This window comes from Bdellovibrio bacteriovorus str. Tiberius (genome assembly GCF_000317895.1).
Lineage (GTDB): Bacteria > Bdellovibrionota > Bdellovibrionia > Bdellovibrionales > Bdellovibrionaceae > Bdellovibrio > Bdellovibrio bacteriovorus_F.
In genome coordinates this window covers 3,313,228-3,330,696 of sequence record NC_019567.1, presented here as the reverse complement: position 1 = coordinate 3,330,696, position 17,469 = coordinate 3,313,228, and the positions used below count along the sequence as shown (strand labels likewise).

General features: G+C 51.3%; 15 protein-coding genes. 9 read left to right on the top strand and 6 right to left on the bottom strand.

Annotated elements, in window-relative coordinates:
- Positions 1 to 71: 71 nt before the first annotated feature.
- Positions 72 to 752, bottom strand: a complete 681-nt coding sequence (locus tag BDT_RS15725; RefSeq protein WP_015092227.1) for an alpha/beta hydrolase — start codon at positions 750 to 752, stop codon at positions 72 to 74.
- 27 nt (positions 753 to 779) lie between these two features.
- Between BDT_RS15725 and BDT_RS15720 the strand changes: the two genes are divergently transcribed.
- Positions 780 to 2,270: a UDP-N-acetylmuramoyl-L-alanyl-D-glutamate--2,6-diaminopimelate ligase gene (locus tag BDT_RS15720; protein WP_015092226.1), complete on the top strand. Its 1,491-nt coding sequence runs from the start codon at positions 780 to 782 to the stop codon at positions 2,268 to 2,270.
- Between the two features lie 2 nt (positions 2,271 to 2,272).
- On the top strand, positions 2,273 to 3,694 hold the full coding sequence (locus tag BDT_RS15715) for a UDP-N-acetylmuramoyl-tripeptide--D-alanyl-D-alanine ligase (protein WP_015092225.1): 1,422 nt from the start codon (positions 2,273 to 2,275) through the stop codon (positions 3,692 to 3,694).
- A gap of 17 nt (positions 3,695 to 3,711) precedes the next feature.
- Here the strand turns inward: BDT_RS15715 and BDT_RS15710 are convergent, their stop codons facing one another.
- A complete protein-coding gene (locus tag BDT_RS15710) occupies positions 3,712 to 4,182 on the bottom strand; it encodes a CBS domain-containing protein (RefSeq protein WP_015092224.1) in 471 nt (156 codons plus the stop codon).
- Between the two features lie 201 nt (positions 4,183 to 4,383).
- Here BDT_RS15710 and mraY point away from each other — a divergent pair, with 201 nt between their 5' ends.
- The 6 genes from mraY (at position 4,384) to murC (ending at position 10,980) form a co-directional block, all read left to right on the top strand.
- A complete protein-coding gene (gene mraY, locus BDT_RS15705; protein ID WP_015092223.1) occupies positions 4,384 to 5,460 on the top strand; it encodes a phospho-N-acetylmuramoyl-pentapeptide-transferase in 1,077 nt (358 codons plus the stop codon).
- A gap of 4 nt (positions 5,461 to 5,464) precedes the next feature.
- Positions 5,465 to 6,853, top strand: a complete 1,389-nt coding sequence (murD, locus tag BDT_RS15700; protein ID WP_015092222.1) for a UDP-N-acetylmuramoyl-L-alanine--D-glutamate ligase — start codon at positions 5,465 to 5,467, stop codon at positions 6,851 to 6,853.
- Positions 6,854 to 6,930: 77 nt separating this feature from the next.
- Entirely contained in the window at positions 6,931 to 7,305 is a 375-nt protein-coding gene (locus BDT_RS15695) for a hypothetical protein (protein WP_015092221.1), read from the top strand.
- Positions 7,306 to 7,404: 99 nt separating this feature from the next.
- Positions 7,405 to 8,547, top strand: coding sequence for a putative lipid II flippase FtsW (gene ftsW / locus BDT_RS15690; RefSeq protein WP_015092220.1), 1,143 nt, complete (start codon positions 7,405 to 7,407; stop codon positions 8,545 to 8,547).
- Between the two features lies 1 nt (position 8,548).
- Positions 8,549 to 9,622 (top strand): undecaprenyldiphospho-muramoylpentapeptide beta-N-acetylglucosaminyltransferase, encoded by a 1,074-nt coding sequence (murG, locus tag BDT_RS15685; protein ID WP_015092219.1) that lies wholly within the window; start codon positions 8,549 to 8,551, stop codon positions 9,620 to 9,622.
- Positions 9,619 to 10,980, top strand: a complete 1,362-nt coding sequence (murC, locus tag BDT_RS15680) for a UDP-N-acetylmuramate--L-alanine ligase (RefSeq protein ID WP_041577960.1) — start codon at positions 9,619 to 9,621, stop codon at positions 10,978 to 10,980. The genes murG and murC overlap by 4 nt, the downstream gene beginning before the upstream one ends.
- Here the strand turns inward: murC and BDT_RS15675 are convergent.
- From BDT_RS15675 to BDT_RS15660, 4 genes are all read right to left on the bottom strand, one after another.
- Positions 10,977 to 11,936 (bottom strand): 2-hydroxyacid dehydrogenase, encoded by a 960-nt coding sequence (locus tag BDT_RS15675; protein ID WP_015092217.1) that lies wholly within the window; start codon positions 11,934 to 11,936, stop codon positions 10,977 to 10,979. The genes murC and BDT_RS15675 overlap by 4 nt on opposite strands.
- Positions 11,937 to 11,980: 44 nt before the next feature.
- Positions 11,981 to 13,765: a hypothetical protein gene (locus BDT_RS15670; RefSeq protein ID WP_235046158.1), complete on the bottom strand. Its 1,785-nt coding sequence runs from the start codon at positions 13,763 to 13,765 to the stop codon at positions 11,981 to 11,983.
- A 201-nt stretch (positions 13,766 to 13,966) separates the two neighbouring features.
- Entirely contained in the window at positions 13,967 to 14,887 is a 921-nt protein-coding gene (locus tag BDT_RS15665; RefSeq protein ID WP_015092215.1) for a universal stress protein, read from the bottom strand.
- 78 nt (positions 14,888 to 14,965) lie between these two features.
- Positions 14,966 to 16,504: a methyl-accepting chemotaxis protein gene (locus BDT_RS15660; protein WP_041577959.1), complete on the bottom strand. Its 1,539-nt coding sequence runs from the start codon at positions 16,502 to 16,504 to the stop codon at positions 14,966 to 14,968.
- Positions 16,505 to 16,698: 194 nt separating this feature from the next.
- On the opposite strand from BDT_RS15660, the gene BDT_RS15655 reads away from it, so the two are divergent.
- Positions 16,699 to 17,445: a cell division protein FtsQ/DivIB gene (locus BDT_RS15655; RefSeq protein WP_015092213.1), complete on the top strand. Its 747-nt coding sequence runs from the start codon at positions 16,699 to 16,701 to the stop codon at positions 17,443 to 17,445.
- The last annotated feature ends 24 nt before the right edge of the window (positions 17,446 to 17,469 follow it).

Genomic DNA, 17,469 nt, shown 5'->3' with positions numbered 1-17,469 from the left:
TGAAGGGCCCTGAAGCAAAAAGCCCGGGTCACAAGAAACTGAAATGTTTCCGTCTCAACCCGGGACGCCCGTTAGGGAATAGTGCTCAGGTATTCCCCGATTTGGGTGATGACAGGCATTGGGATTTCATGGCCGCCGCGGAATCCTTGCAGGGATCCCTTCATGCCGTTTTGGGTTAGCAGGGTCTCAAGCTTTTGTGCCTGTTTGTAGCCCAGAACCGCATCGTTGATGCCATGGCTTTGATAGAATCGCTGGCCGGCGCGCTGGGGAACATACTGCTTCCATTCGTCCTGATGAACCAGTGTTCCGGACATGATCACAAGACCTTTCGGAGTTTCCGGCGCGCGCAGATAGATCTCTGTGGCCAGCATCGCTCCTTGGCTGAATCCGCCCAGTACGATTTTGTTCCACGGAACTTTCATCTGACGGATCATTTCCATGGCCATGTCATAGGCTTTGCTCATGCCCTTGGGGGTGTCGTTGCTGAAGTCGCGGTGTTCGCCGCGCTCTTGAGCACGCTGGATTTCCATCATGTCAATTGTCCACCAGGCGCGTCCCATCCAGGCCGGGCCAATGGGTACTTCCAGATTTCCATTCGGAAATAACCAGTTGTACGTTTTCTTTGTCGGGATGATTTCCCCCAGCGAAAACAGGTCGTTGGCATCAGCGCCGTAGCCGTGGAAGAAGATGACCCATGGCGCATCGTCGTTGTGATTTATTTCTTGGCAATGTAGTTTTCCGAGTTGTCTCATATCTGAGACCTAAGTTACTCTTAGTGCGTGAAACTGCAACATCTCTTTTCCATTCTGCCGGGGATTCCTGAAAACTCATTCTCTCATATTGAAGTGACAGGGGTCTTCAACGACGCGCGCCTTGTGGTGCCGGGTTCGGTGTTTGTCGCGATTCGTGGTAGCAAGCTGGACGGGCATACTTTTATTCCTGATGCTGTCGCGAAAGGGGCCGCGGCGCTGGTGGTGGAAGACAAAGCGAAAATCCCGGAAGGTTATGAAGGGATCGTATTGCAGGTGCCAAATTCCCGCGAAGTGCTGGATGTTTTGGCCAGCCGTTTTTACTGGGATCCGGGGCAGGAGCTTTTCTGCGTCGGCGTCACCGGCACTAACGGCAAAACTTCTGTCACGTACATGGCCGAAGCCATTTTGAATCACGGCAAAATTCCCACCGGAGTGATCGGCACAGTCAATCACCATCTGGGCGATCAGGTGTGGCCTTCTGAAATGACCACTCCCGATCCGGTGTTTTTGCAAAAGCGTCTGCGCGAATTCCGTTCGGCAGGGGCTTTGGCGGTGGCGATGGAAGTTTCCTCGCACGCTCTGGATCAGCGCCGCGTGGACAGCGTTCCTTTCAACACCGTGATCTTCACGAACCTGACCCGTGATCATTTGGATTATCACAACACGATGGAAAGCTATCTGGAGGCGAAACAACGCCTGTTCACGGATCTGTTGTGGAAGACCCACAAACGTCCGTGTTTTGCCATCGTGAACACCGCTGACAAGTTCGGCCGTCGTTTGCGCGTGGCGGATCCGGCCGTGTTGTGGACCTACGGCGAAAAAGATTCTGACATCCGCTATGAAATTCTGAAGATGGACTTTGCCCTGACACACTTCAAGGTGTGGACCCCCGCAGGGGAAGGGGAAGTGCGTCTGCCGATGTCAGGCACTCACAATGTGATGAATGCCCTGGCGGCATTGGGTGCGGGATTGTCAGCGGGCCTTCCGCTGAATATCTGCATCGAGGCCCTGGACCGCTTTACCGGTGTGCCGGGTCGCTTGCAGTCTGTGCCGAATGATAAAAATCTTTCTGTCTTTGTGGATTATGCCCATTCTCCGGATGCGCTGGAAAATGTCCTGACGGCTTTGAACAAGGTTCGTGAAAACCTGCAATCCAAGGCGCGCATCTGGACGATCTTTGGCTGCGGCGGGGATCGTGATAAAGGCAAACGTCCTTTGATGGCTGAAATGGCCTTGAAGTATTCTGACCAAGTGGTGATCACGTCTGATAATCCGCGCACGGAAGATCCACAAACCATCATTCAGGACATCCTGGCTGGTGTCGGTGGATCCCACAAAGCCAAAACCACAACGGTGGTGGACCGCAAGGATGCCATCACTCAGACCCTGAAACGGGCCGAGGAAGGCGATGTGATTCTGATCGCCGGCAAAGGCCACGAAGACTATCAAATTATCGGAACACAAAAGTTCCCCTTCAGTGATGTGAAGGTGGCCGAAGAGGCCTTGCAAGGGAGATAAGCATGAGAGCCATGGACCTGCAAACAATCGCTAAAGTCACGGGTGCAAAAATCCTGAGCCAGAAAGAAACCAATTTCGCTGGGATCGGCACCGACACCCGCGCCCAGTTGCAGGGTCAGCTTTTCATCGCGCTTAAGGGTGAAGCCTTTGACGCCCACAACTTCCTGGAGAAAGCGGTTGAATCCGGCGCTGCCGCTTTGATGGTGCATGAAGAAAATGCCCAGACCGAAAAGCTGAAGGACAAAGTCACCATCTTGCTGGTCCCTGATACTTTGAAGTCCCTGCAGAAGCTGGGCAACTGGGCCCGTCACGAATCCAGTGCCCGCATTGTCGGGATCACAGGTTCCAACGGTAAAACCACGACCAAAGAATTTACCGCAGCGCTGGTGGGCTCTGCCATGGACGTTCACTACAACAAAGGAAGCTTCAACAATCACTGGGGTGTTCCTTTCACGTTGCTGCAACTGCCTCCGAAAAAAGATGTCGCGATCATTGAGATGGGTATGAATCACGCCGGTGAAATCACCGAGCTGGTGCATATTGCAGAACCGGATGTGGTGGTTTGCACCATGGTGGGCCGCGCGCACATGGAATTTTTTGGCACTATTGAAAAGGTGGCGGAAGCCAAAGAAGAAATCTATGAAGCCGCCGGTGATCAGACCGTGCGCATTTACAATCTGGATAACACACAAACTCACAACATGTACGTGAAAGCGCGCGAGAAATTTCCGAAAGCACGCATCCTGACGTTCTCTTCCGAAGATCCTCGTGCGGATGTGCATTTGATGATTTCATCCATGAATATGAGCGAGATCTCCATCAAGGGTTCTATCGGTGGTGAGGCCGGGACTGCGCGCGTTCAGGTGTTTGGTGCGCAAAACCTGACGAATCTGATGGCGGCAGCCAGCGTGGGTTTGGCGGTCGGTATGACTCCGGCGCAGGTGTGGGCGGGACTTCCCGCTTGTAAAACCAACTGGGGTCGCAATCAGCTGGTGCACTTAAAGTCCGGTGCGCAGATGATCTTTGATGCTTACAACGCTAATCCCGACAGCATGAAAGCTTTGATCGACAATATGAAGCTTTTGACCGTCCCGGGCCGCAAAGTCGGCGTGTTTGGTCAGATGCGTGAACTGGGCTCCGCTTCGGCAAACCTGCATGAAGAACTGGGCACCTGGGTTGGCCAGGCGGGCTTTGATAAAGTTTATTTCATTGGTGATGACGCTGCTGCCTTCGCAAAAGGCCTGAACAGCACGGGATACAAAAACCTGGCGCTGATCGAAAAAGACTATAAAGATTCTTCCGGTCAGGACCTGGCAGGCTTCCTGAAAACCGGCGACATCGCCGTCGTCAAAGCCTCACGCGGGACAAAGCTAGAGCGCTTCGTCTTCCCGTGTGAACCGCTGGATTTCGCCGAAAAACAATAAAGGTTCCCGGTTCTTTTTTAAACTCCCGCTTGTCCGACAAGATAGGCGGTTCGTTGCAGCAGGGGATTTGCGAACAAATCTCCCAAGACCCAAGGGGCGTCTGAAGACTCATCTTTTTTCAGAATCTGATCCAGCAGCACCAGCATGTCTTCCGAAGTCACAATACCAACGACTTCATCATCTTTGGTGATCAGAAAAGCTGAAACCTTTTCTTCGATCATTGCATCGACCACGGCTTTCATTGGCGCTTCAATGGGGAACGTTTTTAAAGGCGAGCTCATTAATTTTCCCACCGGAGTTTCGGTGTGGGGCGAGCGCAGCAGATCCCGCTCTGACAGCATGCCGACGATATAATCCTCTTCTTCATCCAGCACGGGAAGATGGCGAATCCAATAGTTGGTCATCAGACGCAAAGCTTCTGCAGCTGTCGCGTCTTTGCTGACAGTGATGAGTTTTCGGGTCATATGGTCTTTCAACGCAATTTTCACAACGACCTCCTTGCATGCCATTATTTTAGCACTTTCAGGGGCGGTAAACATGAGCCCTGTCATATCACAGATAATTCATTAAACATTAGTGATTACAGTTACTTACAAACTTCCGCTTGATTTTTGTCCAGCGGATGTGCTAAACCCTTTAAGTTCCTAGCAAATTTAAATTTTTAGGTCACAACAGGGGATCAGCGCAGCATGCTTTACCAATGGCTTTATTCAATGGCGGATGAATTCTCGCCACTGAACGTTTTCAGGTACATCACGGTTCGAACCTTTATCGCTTTCTTTACAGCCTTTTTGCTGTGCTGGATGTGGGGTCCGCATTTCATCAAACGTCTTCAGTTGAAGCACTTTGGTCAGGCGATTCGTGATGACGGTCCTCAAACACACAAAAAGAAAGCCGGCACACCAACCATGGGCGGCGGTCTGATTCTTCTTTCCACTTTGATCCCGTGTCTGTTGTGGGTGGATATGATGAACCCGCTGGTATGGGGTGTTCTGATTGTCACTTGGGGCTTCGGGATGATCGGTTACATGGATGACTGGTTGAAAGTCAGCAAAAAGAATTCCAAAGGTCTGTCCGGTAAAATCCGTTTGGCTGGCGAGTTTCTGATCAGCGGACTTGTGGTTCTGGCACTGGTTCACTTCCACGGCCTAAGCACCGCAGTGACCATTCCATTTGTAAAATCCGTTTCGATTGACCTGGGTTACTTCTATGTGATCTTTGCAGCCCTTGTTGTTGTGGGCACCGCCAATGCGGTGAACCTGACGGACGGTCTGGATGGACTGGCGATTGTTCCGGTGATGATCTCGGCAGCGACTTTGGGTCTGTTTGCATACGTAACCGGACATTTCTCGATCGCGAACTATCTGCAAATCCCCCATGTGGTGGGCGCCGGGGAGCTCAGCATCGTGGCGGCGACCATCGTGGCTGCAGGCATGGGCTTCCTTTGGTTCAATGCGTATCCCGCGCAAGTCTTCATGGGTGACGTGGGTTCGTTGTCCCTGGGCGGTTTCCTTGGCTCCATGGCTGTCATCACTCAAAATGAGTTGTTGATGCTTGTCCTGGGCGGGGTTTTCGTGGTCGAAGCATTGTCAGTGATCACTCAGGTGATCTCTTTCAAAATGACCGGTAAAAGAGTTTTCAAAATGGCGCCGATTCATCATCACTTTGAATTGGGCGGATTGACCGAAACCAAGATCATTGTTCGTTTCTGGATCATTTCCATTTTGCTTGCAGTATTAAGTTTGGCCACTCTGAAGTTGAGGTAAGAAGATGTATAAAGAGTATAGCGATCTAAAAGACAAACGCATTTTGGTTGTGGGATTGGGCAAAACAGGGGTTTCCCTGGCGCACTTCCTGACCAAACATGGCGCACAAGTGACAGTGACAGACCACAAATCCAAGCCGGAACTTTCCGTGCAGCTGGAGCAACTGGGTGAGCTGCCAATCAAGTTTGAACTGGGCGGCCACAGTCCGAAAACCTTCATTGCACAGGATCTGGTGATTCTATCCCCGGGTGTTCCAAGCAATCTGAAGATCTTTGATTATGCCCGTTCTCAGGGTATCAAGATCACCGGTGAGTTCGAATTCTCTGCCGGCTTTATCAAAGAGCCGATCATCGGTCTGACTGGTACCAACGGTAAAACCACAGTGGCGAAAATCACTGAGGCGATCCTGACTGAATCCGGTGTAAGAACGTGGGTTGGTGGGGCGAACGAAAAACCACTGGTGGATTACCTGCGTCTGGATGACAAAGCTCAGGTTGTGATCGCGGAAGTATCAAGCTTCATGCTTGAACACTGTGACACGTTCAATCCGGGCAACATCGTGTTCACGAACCTGGCTGAAAACCACCTGGATCGTTACCGTTCCATGGAAGAATACGTAAACGCAAAACGCCGTATCTTCAAAAACACCAACCAGGCAACCACCAGCATTCTGAATGCGGATGACAACGCGGTTGTCGAGTTGGCTCGTGATCCGGCAGTTCAGCGCGGTCGTATCTTCTACTTCTCCCGCAAACCGGCTTTGGAGCCGCAAATCATGAACATCGGTGGCGCTGTGAATATTGGCGACGAAATCCGTGTTCGTACCGGTCCAGAGATCGAAAGCTTCAACATCAAGGGCATGAAAATGCGCGGTAAACATTCCGTGGAAAACATCATGGCGGCGATCCTGGCATCCCGTGAACATGGTGCAACCCGTGAAGCGGTTCAGAAAGTGATCAACACTTTCACCGGTCTTCCTCACCGTATCGAGTACGTGCGCAAAGTGGGCGGAGTTATGTTCTATAACGACTCCAAAGCCACAAACGTGCACGCGGTACTGCGCGCTTTGGACACTTTTGATGAAAACGTGATCCTGATTGCCGGTGGTAAAGACACCAACCTGAATTATGAGCCTTTGCGCACTTCCGTGAAACGCAAGGTGAAAACCCTGATCTTGGTCGGGGAAGCCAAAGAACGTATCAATCGCGACCTTGGTGACTTCTCTGAAACCTTCCTGATCGGTACATTTGAGGAGGCGGTTTTGATCGCTTACCAAAAGTCGAGAATCGGGGACGTTGTCCTGCTTTCTCCGGGTTGCTCAAGCTTTGACATGTTTGACAGTTTTGAAGAACGCGGCGATTATTTTAAAGAAATCGTGAGAAAGTTTCACTGATAATTTACAATCAAGAAACAAGCAAAGGGCCTCGAGGATGAGGCCCTTTGAGTATTAACATGCCAGGAGGGCGCCCCGTGTCTCATCGTCTGCTATTTGCATTGTCCACTTCAGCACTTATTCTTTCCGGTTGTGCGTCCGGATCTTTCAAAGCCCGCCAGGAACAACGTGAAAAGATGGCAGCCAGCACAGGGATGTTCTGTGAATTTCTAAGTGGTGACGTTTACCACGATCTTGATGTCGAGCTGAGCATGAAAATGGCCAACCGCTGCGACGCCAACCGCAATTTCTCTATCACCAACTACAAAAACACTTCCGATCAGAACGGTGTGATCTATTGCTGCGCTACATCTGGACGTGGCGAACGCAAAGCTGCTGCTCCGAAAAAAGCTCCAGTGACTCCTTCCAAACAGGAAGCTGAGCAGTCTGACGCTGAAGTGATCTCCGAGTAATCGGGTCCAGCTTTTTTCCGACCCGATAGACCTTAATCTGGACTTCTGATTAACTTAGAAAGTGGCTCGTGAAGCCACTTTCTCGGGGAGTCCACGTTTATGTTGAGATATCTGTCCAGCAGCCTGTTTCTTGCTATCATCACTCTTTTGGGAATCGGGCTGGTTCAAGTTTATTCCTCCAGCTTTATCTTCGCGATTGAATCCTACGGCGACGGTCTGTTCTTCTTCAAACGACAATTGATCTTTACGGTTTTGGCCATGGGTGTTCTGGTGACAACCATCCACATTCCATTCCGCTACATTGAAAAATACGGCTGGGCTTTGTGGCTGGTGGCGACCCTGGGTGTGTTGGCAACCTTCGTTCCGGGCCTGGGAGTTCGAGTCGGTGGCGCGATCCGCTGGATTCAACTTCCTTTCGGTGTGCGCTTTGAGCCGGGCGAACTTTTGAAGATCGCCTTCAGTGTGTGGTTCGCAAGTTTGCTGTGCCGCCAGGAAAACTTCATGGGGCGTGTTAAGTGGCATTGGATTTTTGTAGCGCTGGTGGCGCCGATGGCGCTGTTGTTGAAACAACCTGACTTTGGAACCTTTGCCATCATCGTGATGGTGGCGGTGACGTTGTTGTTTGCATTCGGTCTGCAGTGGAAATACATCATCGGTGCGGTGGCGGTGATGATCCCGGCGTTCTATTTCCTGGTGATGAGTGTGCCTTATCGCCGCGCGCGTGTTCTGGCCTTCCTAGATCCTTGGGCGGATCCGGCACAAAAGGGCTTCCAGGTGATTCAAAGTATGCTGAGCTTCCATTCCGGCGGATTGACCGGTGCAGGTTTGGGTCAAGGGCAGGGGAAACTGTTCTTCCTTCCTGAAGCGCACACGGACTTTACCCTGGCAGTACTGGGTGAAGAGATGGGCTTTGTTGGTTTTGTTTTGATTTTGGCCTTGTACGGTTTTGTTGTTTTCCGCGGAATGCAGATTGCGGTCAAAGCTGAGGAGCCATTCAAAAGAGCCTTGGCTCTGGGTTTGTCAGTGACATTTGGCTTGAGTGTATTTATCAATGCAGGGGTGGTGATGGGACTTCTTCCCACCAAAGGTTTGACTCTGCCGTTCTTGAGTTACGGTGGAAGTTCTTTGGTGTCCCTGTGCTTTATGTTCGGATTGATTCTGAACATCGAGAACTCTTTCGAAGAAGACAAGTTTTCCCGTCGCTTTGGATCCCGTTGGACAGCTTCAAAGGTGAAAAATTAAAATGACTGTTAAAAAGAATATCGTGATCGCCGGCGGAGGCACTGGCGGACACATCTATCCGGGTATTGCCATCGCCCGGGCTTTGCAAAAGCTTGATCCCAGCATCGAGGTGCACTTTGTCGGCACCTCCAGAGGCCTGGAAAGCAAGATTGTTCCTCGCGAGGGTTTCCCTCTGCATCTGATCGAATCCGGTCAATTGAATGTAAAAAGTCCGATTCAAAAAGTGAAAACCCTGCTGAAGATCCCGGTGGGTCTGTGGCAGTCCATCCGTCTGCTGGGGCAATTGAAGCCTTTGTATGTGATCGGGGTGGGTGGTTATGCTTCCGGTCCGTTTGTGCTGGCAGCCAGCATTATTGGTTTTAACACGGCGGTGTGGGAACCCAATGCGATGCCGGGTATGGCCAATCGTATCTTGTCCCGGTTTGTCGACAAGTGCTTTGTGGTTTTCAACGAAGCCAAAAAACATCTGAAGGGTGACAGCATCATCCAAACCGGGATGCCGGTTCGTGCCGAAATCGAAGCGGCCGTGCACAACAGCTCGGACAATCAAAAGTTCCATTTGTTGGCTTTTGGCGGCAGTCAGGGGTCCCGTATCATCAACAACTGTCTGAGTGACGCGGTGATGAGCGGTGGTGAATGGGTCAAGGATCTTTCTGTCGTTCATCAGTTGGGCAGTGCCGATCTTGAGCGAGTGACTGACAAATACAAGAATGCCCCGTGTGAAGTGCAGCCGTTTGAGTTCATCTTTGACATGGCCAAGTACTATCAGTGGGCGGACATCATTGTCTGCCGTGGTGGGGCCAGCTCTATTGCGGAAGCGGCGGCGTTTGGCATCATTCCTATTATTGTGCCGTTGCCAGCGGCGGATGATCATCAGCAAAAGAATGCGGAAAGCCTTGTGGAAAAAAACGCGGGCCGCATGATTTTGCAGAAAGATTTAACGCCGGAAAGGTTGATTTCAGAAGTCCAATCTTTGCGGGCGGATAAAGATTTGCGTGATCAAATGGTTCGGAATATAAAGAACTTCTATATCCCTCAATCTGCGACCGTGATCGCAAAGGAAATCCTGCAATGAAGTTACAGCACGCCAAATTCCATTTCGTAGGTATTGGAGGCATCGGTATGTGCGGCCTCGCGGAGCTGTTGCACAATATCGGCGCGAAAGTGTCAGGCAGTGATCAGGCTGAAAACGCCAACACGGAAAGACTGAAAGAACTGGGCGTGAAGGTCTTTAAAGGCCACGCTTCCAGCAACGTGGGCGAAGCCGACGTCGTTGTGTATTCCAGTGCGATTCAGTACGGAAATCCTGAGATCTCTGAAGCTCGTGCCCGTCAGATCCCCCTGATCCCGCGTGCCGAGGCTTTGGCTGAAATCATGCGCCTGAAACGCGGTATTGCGGTGGCCGGGACGCACGGTAAGACCACGACAACCTCGATGACTTCAGCGATCTTCCTGGAAGCGAACTTAAGTCCGACGATTGTAATCGGTGGCCGCTTTGAACTGATCAAGTCCACAGCGATGCTGGGTTCCGGTGAATGGCTGGTGGCCGAAGCGGATGAATCCGACGGAAGCTTCCACAAGCTGTCCCCGGAAATCGCGATCATCACCAATATCGACTCGGACCACCTGGAACACTTCAAAACTTTTGAAAATGTGCAGAAGTCTTTCCACGACTTTGCCATGAAAGTTCCTTTCTATGGCAAAGTCATCGTGTGCGGAGATGATCCGCTGGTTCGTCAGATCTTTGAAAACTTCCCGAAAAGAATCCTGTTCTATGGTTTCGATGAAAAGAACGATCTGGTTGTGACAGGCGAACAGGGTCACTATGCGGTTCACCGCAACGATCGTCTGCTGGGTACCAAACATCTGGTGGGTGAATTCAATCTGAAGGTTCCGGGCCGTCACAATGCTTTGAATGCCGTGGCAGCGATCTGTGCCGGGGTGGCAGCGGGAATTCCGTTTGCAACTTGTGCCAAGGGTCTTCAGCGCTATGAAGGTGTGGATCGTCGTTTCCACTTTAAGGGCGAGAAAAAAGGCATCAAAGTCTATGATGACTATGGTCACCATCCGACTGAAGTGCGTGCGGTATTGCAGGCCTTCCGTGAAAAGTATCCGAAACAAAGACTGGTGGTTTTCTTCCAGCCGCATCGTTATTCCCGCACGCAACACTGCTGGCATGACTTTACCACGGCCTTTATGGAAGCGGATCAGGTTCTGCTGACAGATATCTATCCAGCGGGTGAAGCACCAATTCCAGGCGTGACCAGCGAAAAGCTGGCTTCAGAAATGAAGCACGAACATGCCCAGTACTTTGTTCGCGATGATAAATCGACTCAGAAAATTCTGGGCATGCTGAAAGAGGGCGACGTGTTTGTCACCCTTGGTGCCGGAGACGGCTGGAAGCTGGGACTGGATGTCCTGAATCAGCTTTAGTACAAAGAATCCCCGGGGCGTTGGCCTTCCAGCGCCGCGGTGACATTATCCAAAGCCCGATGACCCATGGCGGATCGGGTTTCCACCGTCGCACTTCCCATGTGCGGAGTTAAGAACACATTCGGAAAATCACGCAGTTTCAAGTTGTAATCAGGTTCATGGCAGAACACATCAAGTCCCGCCGCGAACAGATGACCGCTTTCCAGCGCTTTGATCAAAGCATCTTCATCCACCAGGTTCCCACGACCCACATTCACCAGCACCGCATGTTTAGGCAGCAAGGAAAAACTTTTGCTGTCCATGATGCCTTTGGTTTGGGGGGTGCTTGGCGAATTCAATGAAAGAATCTGGCAATGCGGAAGCATGTCGTGGAAGTTCTTGAAATACACCGCATCTTTTTCAAGCTCCGGGGGCAGGCGTTTGTTGTTGCAGTAAAGGACCTTCATGCCAAAACCGCGGGCGCGGTCCGCAAGGGCCCGGCCGATGCGACCCATGCCCAGAATCCCCAAAGTTTTCCCGCTGACCTGCAGGCCCAGCATATCGGTCTGGCTGTAGGTTTTTCTCCAGCCCTCTTGCATGATGGTCATATACTCGCGACCCCGACGGCAGGCATTCAGAAGCAGCATCATGCCCAGATCCGCCGTGCATTCCGTCAGCACATCGGGCGTGTTGCTTAATAGGATGCCGCGCTCTTTTGCAGCATTGATATCCAGATGATCAAAGCCAACGCTGGAGGTTGCGATGATCTTCACTGAATCCGGAAGGGCTTTGATGACTTCGGCGCTGATTTTCTGGCGGGGCACAACCACGATGGCGGCAGGCTGGATCTTGTGAACCTGATCCAGCATTTCTTCGACGGAAAGTTCTTTGGCGGAAATGGTGGCTTTGAACTGGCTTAAGGCACGTTCAAGGACCGAAGCCGGTGGCAAAAAAGAAAAGAGCAGGGTGTGTTTCATCGTGGCCTCCAGAGCTTAGTTTGTAAACCCGGCAGGCCCCGAGGTCAATTTGCGATACGATTCATGCAGTTCCAGTTGGCTTTGAATCGGTTCCCTTGAATTTTCATTGAGGAGGCCAAAGCAAGACATTCAGACCGGCTTAGTTGTTTTTGCTCAGACAATTTGGACCAGCAGTACCAGCGGACATTGTCGGAACTCTCAACATCGGTGTTGCGATCGGCCGCTTCAAGACACGACCCCAGGTGGATATCGTGGTTAAATCGGGTCAAACAATTCCAGTCCACGCCCGTCACACTTTGTGTTTCAAAATTGCGGGCGAAAAGATGACATTTCAACGGATTGTCAATCAGCGGCTCAAACTGGTTGTAGCAGTACCAACGATACCCATCGCGGGATTCCGCACTGTCGCCCGAGGCGGCTTTGGTCAGACAAGTTTCAATCATTTGCGGCAGCATTTCAGTCGGGGCTTTCAGGCCGATACTGTAGCTCATGTCCAGACGGTCCCGCTGAGGCCACTGAGCCGAGGCTTTCAGCAGCTGACTGAGATCATGGGAATACAAGCGGCCTTTTAAAGCGCGCAAGGCTTCGCGGCGAATCGGGGATTCATTGCTGTACATCATCTGTTTTAGCAGACCTTCAACGCCGTCGTCATAACCGCCGAAACACTGGGACAGGCGAGGGATGAACTGCCAGGCATCCGCGGTGAACGGAATCCAGGCGGCTTTCAATTCGGTGTTCTTTAAAAGATCCTTCATCGCGCAGAACTGGTCGGTCACGATGAAATTCAACCCATCCCCCAGGCGCTGGCGGATCAGGCGTTCTTGTTGTTCGGCTTTCACCATGGAAGGAATCAATCCCAGTTGCGCCTGCAGATCCACAAACTGCATTTTCATTTTTAAAGGCAACGAACGAGCCGAGCCGATCTCGACAAAGAAGTTTTCAAAATTACGGGTGGCTTCCGCAGAAGCCCGCAAAGTGTCCTGCAAAAGGGACATGAATAGCGGATTCTGAGTCGCTTCCAATAGAGGTTCATAATATTTCTTCAGATGAAGTTTTTTGGACAGGAAATTAATGGCTTCACGGTTTTCGTTGATGCTTTCAGAATACGCATTGCAGGTCAGGGCTTTGTAATTCGGGTCGGACTCGGTTTTGGGCGTGACGATGCGATAGCTCATTCCGCCAAACAGTGAATTCAGTTTTTTGGTGTCCGGGCCCTTGCTGAACAGGGTCTGAGCGCTGGTTTCACGCAGGGCTTTTTTCAGCAGGGGGCCAGCGACTTTACCCATAGGGCCGGTGCTGGTGAAACCATGCAGGCGTTCGACGTTGTTAAAGGCCGAAGAAAAGATCTGGCTGATGCTCATGCCGTATTCAGAATAGCGGGAAAAAGCCACGCGTTCAGCAAGATCGCGGGGGAAGCCGTTCTTGATCAGAACTTCCACGTATTCTTCGATGGATCGTTTGTCCGGGGTTTTGCTGGAAAGGGTGTTGCAACCCATCAGGAAGACATCCTTGGGTTTGCTTAAAATGCCCGGGCAGGAGTTGTCGCAGCTCAGGCGTTCGATCTCTTTCAAATCCAAAGTGGTGCTGTTGCCTTCGCCAAAGAACACGCCGCCAAAGTGGCCGGAAATCAAAAGCACGTCGCACTGAATCCCGGAAGCGCAGGCATTTTGCAGCCAGCGGGGGTTCTTGCCTTCAGACGGAACCAGCTCGGTGATCTCTACATCCTCAGAGGCATAAAGCTGCCTGAGCGCCTCTTTTTCATCGGCGGAATTCAGGGTCATTGTGCAAATACGTTTGGTGGCCGCTTCAACAGAAGGGCTCCCAAGCATAACCAGCAGTCCGAGGCAAAGAAGGGATTTCAGTTTCATACCCGCAAAAACTGCAAACTTCTGTCCATGGCCAGTTAAGAACCAGGCAAGGAAGAGCGTCCACAGCTTGCGCACATGACAAAATGGGGAAGACAAAAAAAGGTGTCTCGTTTTGAGACACCTTTTTTTTAATATCTGCAGGTCGTCTGCGAGCAGACGGGCTTAGCGAACCACGATCACTGGAACCGGTGATTTTGCAATCATGTCGCGAAGGTTGGACCCCAACAGCGTGCCCAAAAGTCCACCATAACTTTCATCACCCATGCAGATCAAATCGCAGTGGCCCGCAGGTCCCGCCAGGAAGGTGTCCACCAGCGGAGTTTTTTCCTGCTCGATGAATCCCTCACAGGAAATACCTTTGCTGCGCAGGCGTTCCAGTTTTTTCTCCATCGAGTTTTGTGCGTCTTTTTTAATGTCGGCGTAAATTGTATCAATGCTTGGAGTCGCTTCACCGGCAGCAAACATGTATTGTTCCACCGTGCGCAGAGTTTCTGCAACCGAGTGATAAAGCACCACGTGGGCCCCCAGACGTTTTGCAAGGCTGACGCCATAGGTTTCAGAAGCACGGCATTTTTTCGTCAGGTCGGTGACGATGGCAATGCGTAAATCTTTTTTAGTCGGCAGGCTATAGTCATCACGCTGGGTTCCTGGCCCAAGAATATAAACCGGACGCTTCACATTGCGCACGACCTCTTCGGCAACACTTCCCAGGAAAAAGCGGTCCATGCCTTTCAGAGCGCGTGAACCGACAATCAGAGCCTCGACACTGTTGTCTTTGACGGCGGCCGAGATTTCTTTTACTGGCGAGCCGAACTTCACAATCAGTTTCCCGGGCACGGCAAAGTTGTTCATGACCGGTGCCAGCTGGTGGTGTTTGTGGCTGATGACCTTGGCTTTTTCAGCGTAAGAAAGGGCCAGGCGTCCGGGGATGTCTTTCAGAGTTTTGACATACAACAAGGAAACGGGGCAATTCAGGCGGACAGACAGGTCCGAGGCGAAGCGACGGTTCACCTGGGATCTTTTTAAGGACGCTTCATCCTTGTGCTCCAGTTCGTCGGCAATAAGAAGTGAATGATTGATCATGCTATCCTCCTTGTCTTGAAGGATAGCACTTTAACTGCACGGGTCTATGATTCCCGTCATCATTTGTCTATTTTTGGGTCATGAAGCGGCTCGGTCCGCATTTCCGCTAATAATAACGTTCAGTTGCTGGACTGCTTCTTCCATGACGGATGACTGACGTGTCAGCTCTTCCGAAGCGGCAGCGCATTCTTCGGCGGCGGCGGCATTGGCTTGGGTGATCTTATCCATGTCTGTCAAAGCCTTGTTAATTTGCAGGATCCCTTGCTCCTGTTCGGAACTGGCTCCGGAAATCTCGGTGTTGAGGGCTGACAGCTTTTCAATGGTGGTCACAATCTCTTTTAAGGAATCGGCACTGGATCGGACCACCTCATGACCGGACTCAATCTTTTCAACACTGTCGTTGATCAGATTGGAAATCTCTTTGGCGGAAGTGGCGCTTCGTTGTGCGAGGCTGCGAACCGCTTCGGCAACAACCGCAAAACCTTTTCCGTGTTCGCCGGCACGAGCCGCTTCGACAGATGCATTCAGCGCCAGCAGATTTGTCTGAAAAGCGATGTCATCAATCACGGTGATGATCTCTTCAATCTTTTTGGAGCTGGAGGTGATTTCGTCCATCGACGTGGTCAGCTTTTGCACCTCGCGTTCACCGATACGTGCTTTTTCCTGGGCGGTGTGCGCCAGATCGCGGGCTTTGGATGCGTGCTGGGAATTCATCTTCACCATGCTGGAAACCTCTTCCGTGGAGGCAGAGGTTTCTTCAATGGAAGCGGCGGCCTTCACGGCGGAATTACTCAGGCTTTGGCTGGAGCTGAAGATCTCATTACCCGTTGTGGAAACTTGCGCGCCCGCACGATTCAAAGTGCTGATGGCTTCAAGCAGGGAGCCCAGTGGTGAACGCAGCAGGAAATAAGACGCCGTCAGAATCACAACGGTGATCAGCAAAGCCCACAGAAGAATCGAGTAAGTTGTGTTGTTGGCCGCTTCTGCCACGCGATCCGTGGAAGAGGTGACGGCAAAGACGCCATGAAGTTTATTGTCGCCCCAGTTTTCCATCGGGAAGCCCAGAATGTCTTTGCCATTGCCCCATGGGCTTTTGGAAGGGTGGCCGTGGCATAGCAGACAGCCTTGAGCTTCAGACAGGCGCACCGGACGATACACAACAACGTCATGATCCCCACTGGCGACAATTTCTTTTAATTCCGGATCGGCTTCAAAGCGTTTCAGAATTTCCAGTTCAGAGGCGGTGGCTTTGTTGGAATCGCGGCGCGGGGCTGCAGTGAAAACGCGGAACTTATAGCCGTCTTTGTCGGCGTTCTCAAAACCCACGGCCATCGAGGCCACGATGGGAACTTTGCGCAGCAGTTGTTTGCGCACATCTTCTGGAAGATTTCCATCCGGGTATTTTTCCACGGCGGCGGTGAAGTCTTCTTTCAGGTTTCCAGAGATGGCGACATAGCCGCGCATGGATTCAAGGCGGGAAAGAATAGCCTGGGATTTGTCGACCAGTTGATCGCGTCCCTGTTCATGGATCTTGGAGGAGGAGATTCCGACGGCGGCCAGAGTGCAGACCACGCAGGATATTGCGACATTTAAAATTACCTTGCTGCCAAATTTCATAGAGTCTCCTTCGCTTGCTATCTATCGGTAATGAGGTCGAAAACAATACGGACTAAAGCTTGTTTTGTTGCGGGCGGAAAAGGTAAGAGCATCAAGGTCCAGTGAAAGACCTTGGTCTTGTTTTGCGGACAGCGTTTCATTGTTGGCGATCTTGTTGCTAATCTAAAATTCACGACAGCAGAGGATTTCCGACTGTGAAGAAGCTCGTTTTAAAACTTATCTTTGGATTCATTGTTCTGCCTGCAGCACTTGCGGGAACGCTTTTTTATCTGAATGAAAATGGCTTTTTCAATATCAGTTCGGTCGAGGTTGTGCTTGAAAATCCACCCGCGGGGCAGGAGCAGTTTTTACGTCCTCACGTCGATCGCCTGGAGGCAAGTCTTGCCCGATACAAAGGCGTTTCTCTTTGGAATATCAAACTTAAAAAAGTATCCCGTGAAGTCGACGCCCTGAACTGGGTGGATGGTTTGAATATCAAAAGAAGCTGGCCGACGACTTTGTCTGTGCGCGTGCGCCCGCATGAGGTGAAGCTTCTGTTCATGGCCAAAGGTGGAAAGCTTGTTCCTATTATTAAAGATGGAACTTTCCTGGATCCGGTTGAAAGCAAGCAGGCTCCGGATGTTGTGCTGCTTGATGGAGAAGGCTTTGTGAAAAAAACAGAACTTCGCAAGAAGGCTGTTGATGTGGTTGAACAAATTCCTGCTGAAGGATCGTTCAGCAGAAAAACAATTTCTGAAATTCGTTACGACAATAAAGAAGGCTTCTGGATGACCATGATCAAAACTGGAATCCAGGTGAAGATGGGCGAAGACCAAGTGTCTTTGAAGTCTGCACGAGTCAGCCAAGTCGTCGATTATCTCGAATCCCGCCAGTTTGACGCGCGCGTCATAGACGCGAATCTGTCAAAGAAAGTCCTTGTCAGGTTGCGTAAGGATCCCTAAGCTTAAGTCTGGAAGACCGATCAA

Bases quoted from the DNA above. Each gene is read 5' to 3' on its own strand.
- BDT_RS15725 (WP_015092227.1), bottom strand. From the start codon at position 752: ATGAGACAACTCGGAAAACTACATTGCCAAGAAATAAATCACAACGAC.
- BDT_RS15715 (WP_015092225.1), top strand. From the start codon at position 2,273: ATGAGAGCCATGGACCTGCAAACAATCGCTAAAGTCACGGGTGCAAAA.
- mraY (WP_015092223.1), top strand. From the start codon at position 4,384: ATGCTTTACCAATGGCTTTATTCAATGGCGGATGAATTCTCGCCACTG.
- murD (WP_015092222.1), top strand. From the start codon at position 5,465: ATGTATAAAGAGTATAGCGATCTAAAAGACAAACGCATTTTGGTTGTG.
- ftsW (WP_015092220.1), top strand. From the start codon at position 7,405: ATGTTGAGATATCTGTCCAGCAGCCTGTTTCTTGCTATCATCACTCTT.
- murG (WP_015092219.1), top strand. From the start codon at position 8,549: ATGACTGTTAAAAAGAATATCGTGATCGCCGGCGGAGGCACTGGCGGA.
- murC (WP_041577960.1), top strand. From the start codon at position 9,619: ATGAAGTTACAGCACGCCAAATTCCATTTCGTAGGTATTGGAGGCATC.
- BDT_RS15675 (WP_015092217.1), bottom strand. From the start codon at position 11,936: ATGAAACACACCCTGCTCTTTTCTTTTTTGCCACCGGCTTCGGTCCTT.
- BDT_RS15670 (WP_235046158.1), bottom strand. From the start codon at position 13,765: ATGCTTGGGAGCCCTTCTGTTGAAGCGGCCACCAAACGTATTTGCACA.
- BDT_RS15665 (WP_015092215.1), bottom strand. From the start codon at position 14,887: ATGATCAATCATTCACTTCTTATTGCCGACGAACTGGAGCACAAGGAT.
- BDT_RS15660 (WP_041577959.1), bottom strand. From the start codon at position 16,504: ATGAAATTTGGCAGCAAGGTAATTTTAAATGTCGCAATATCCTGCGTG.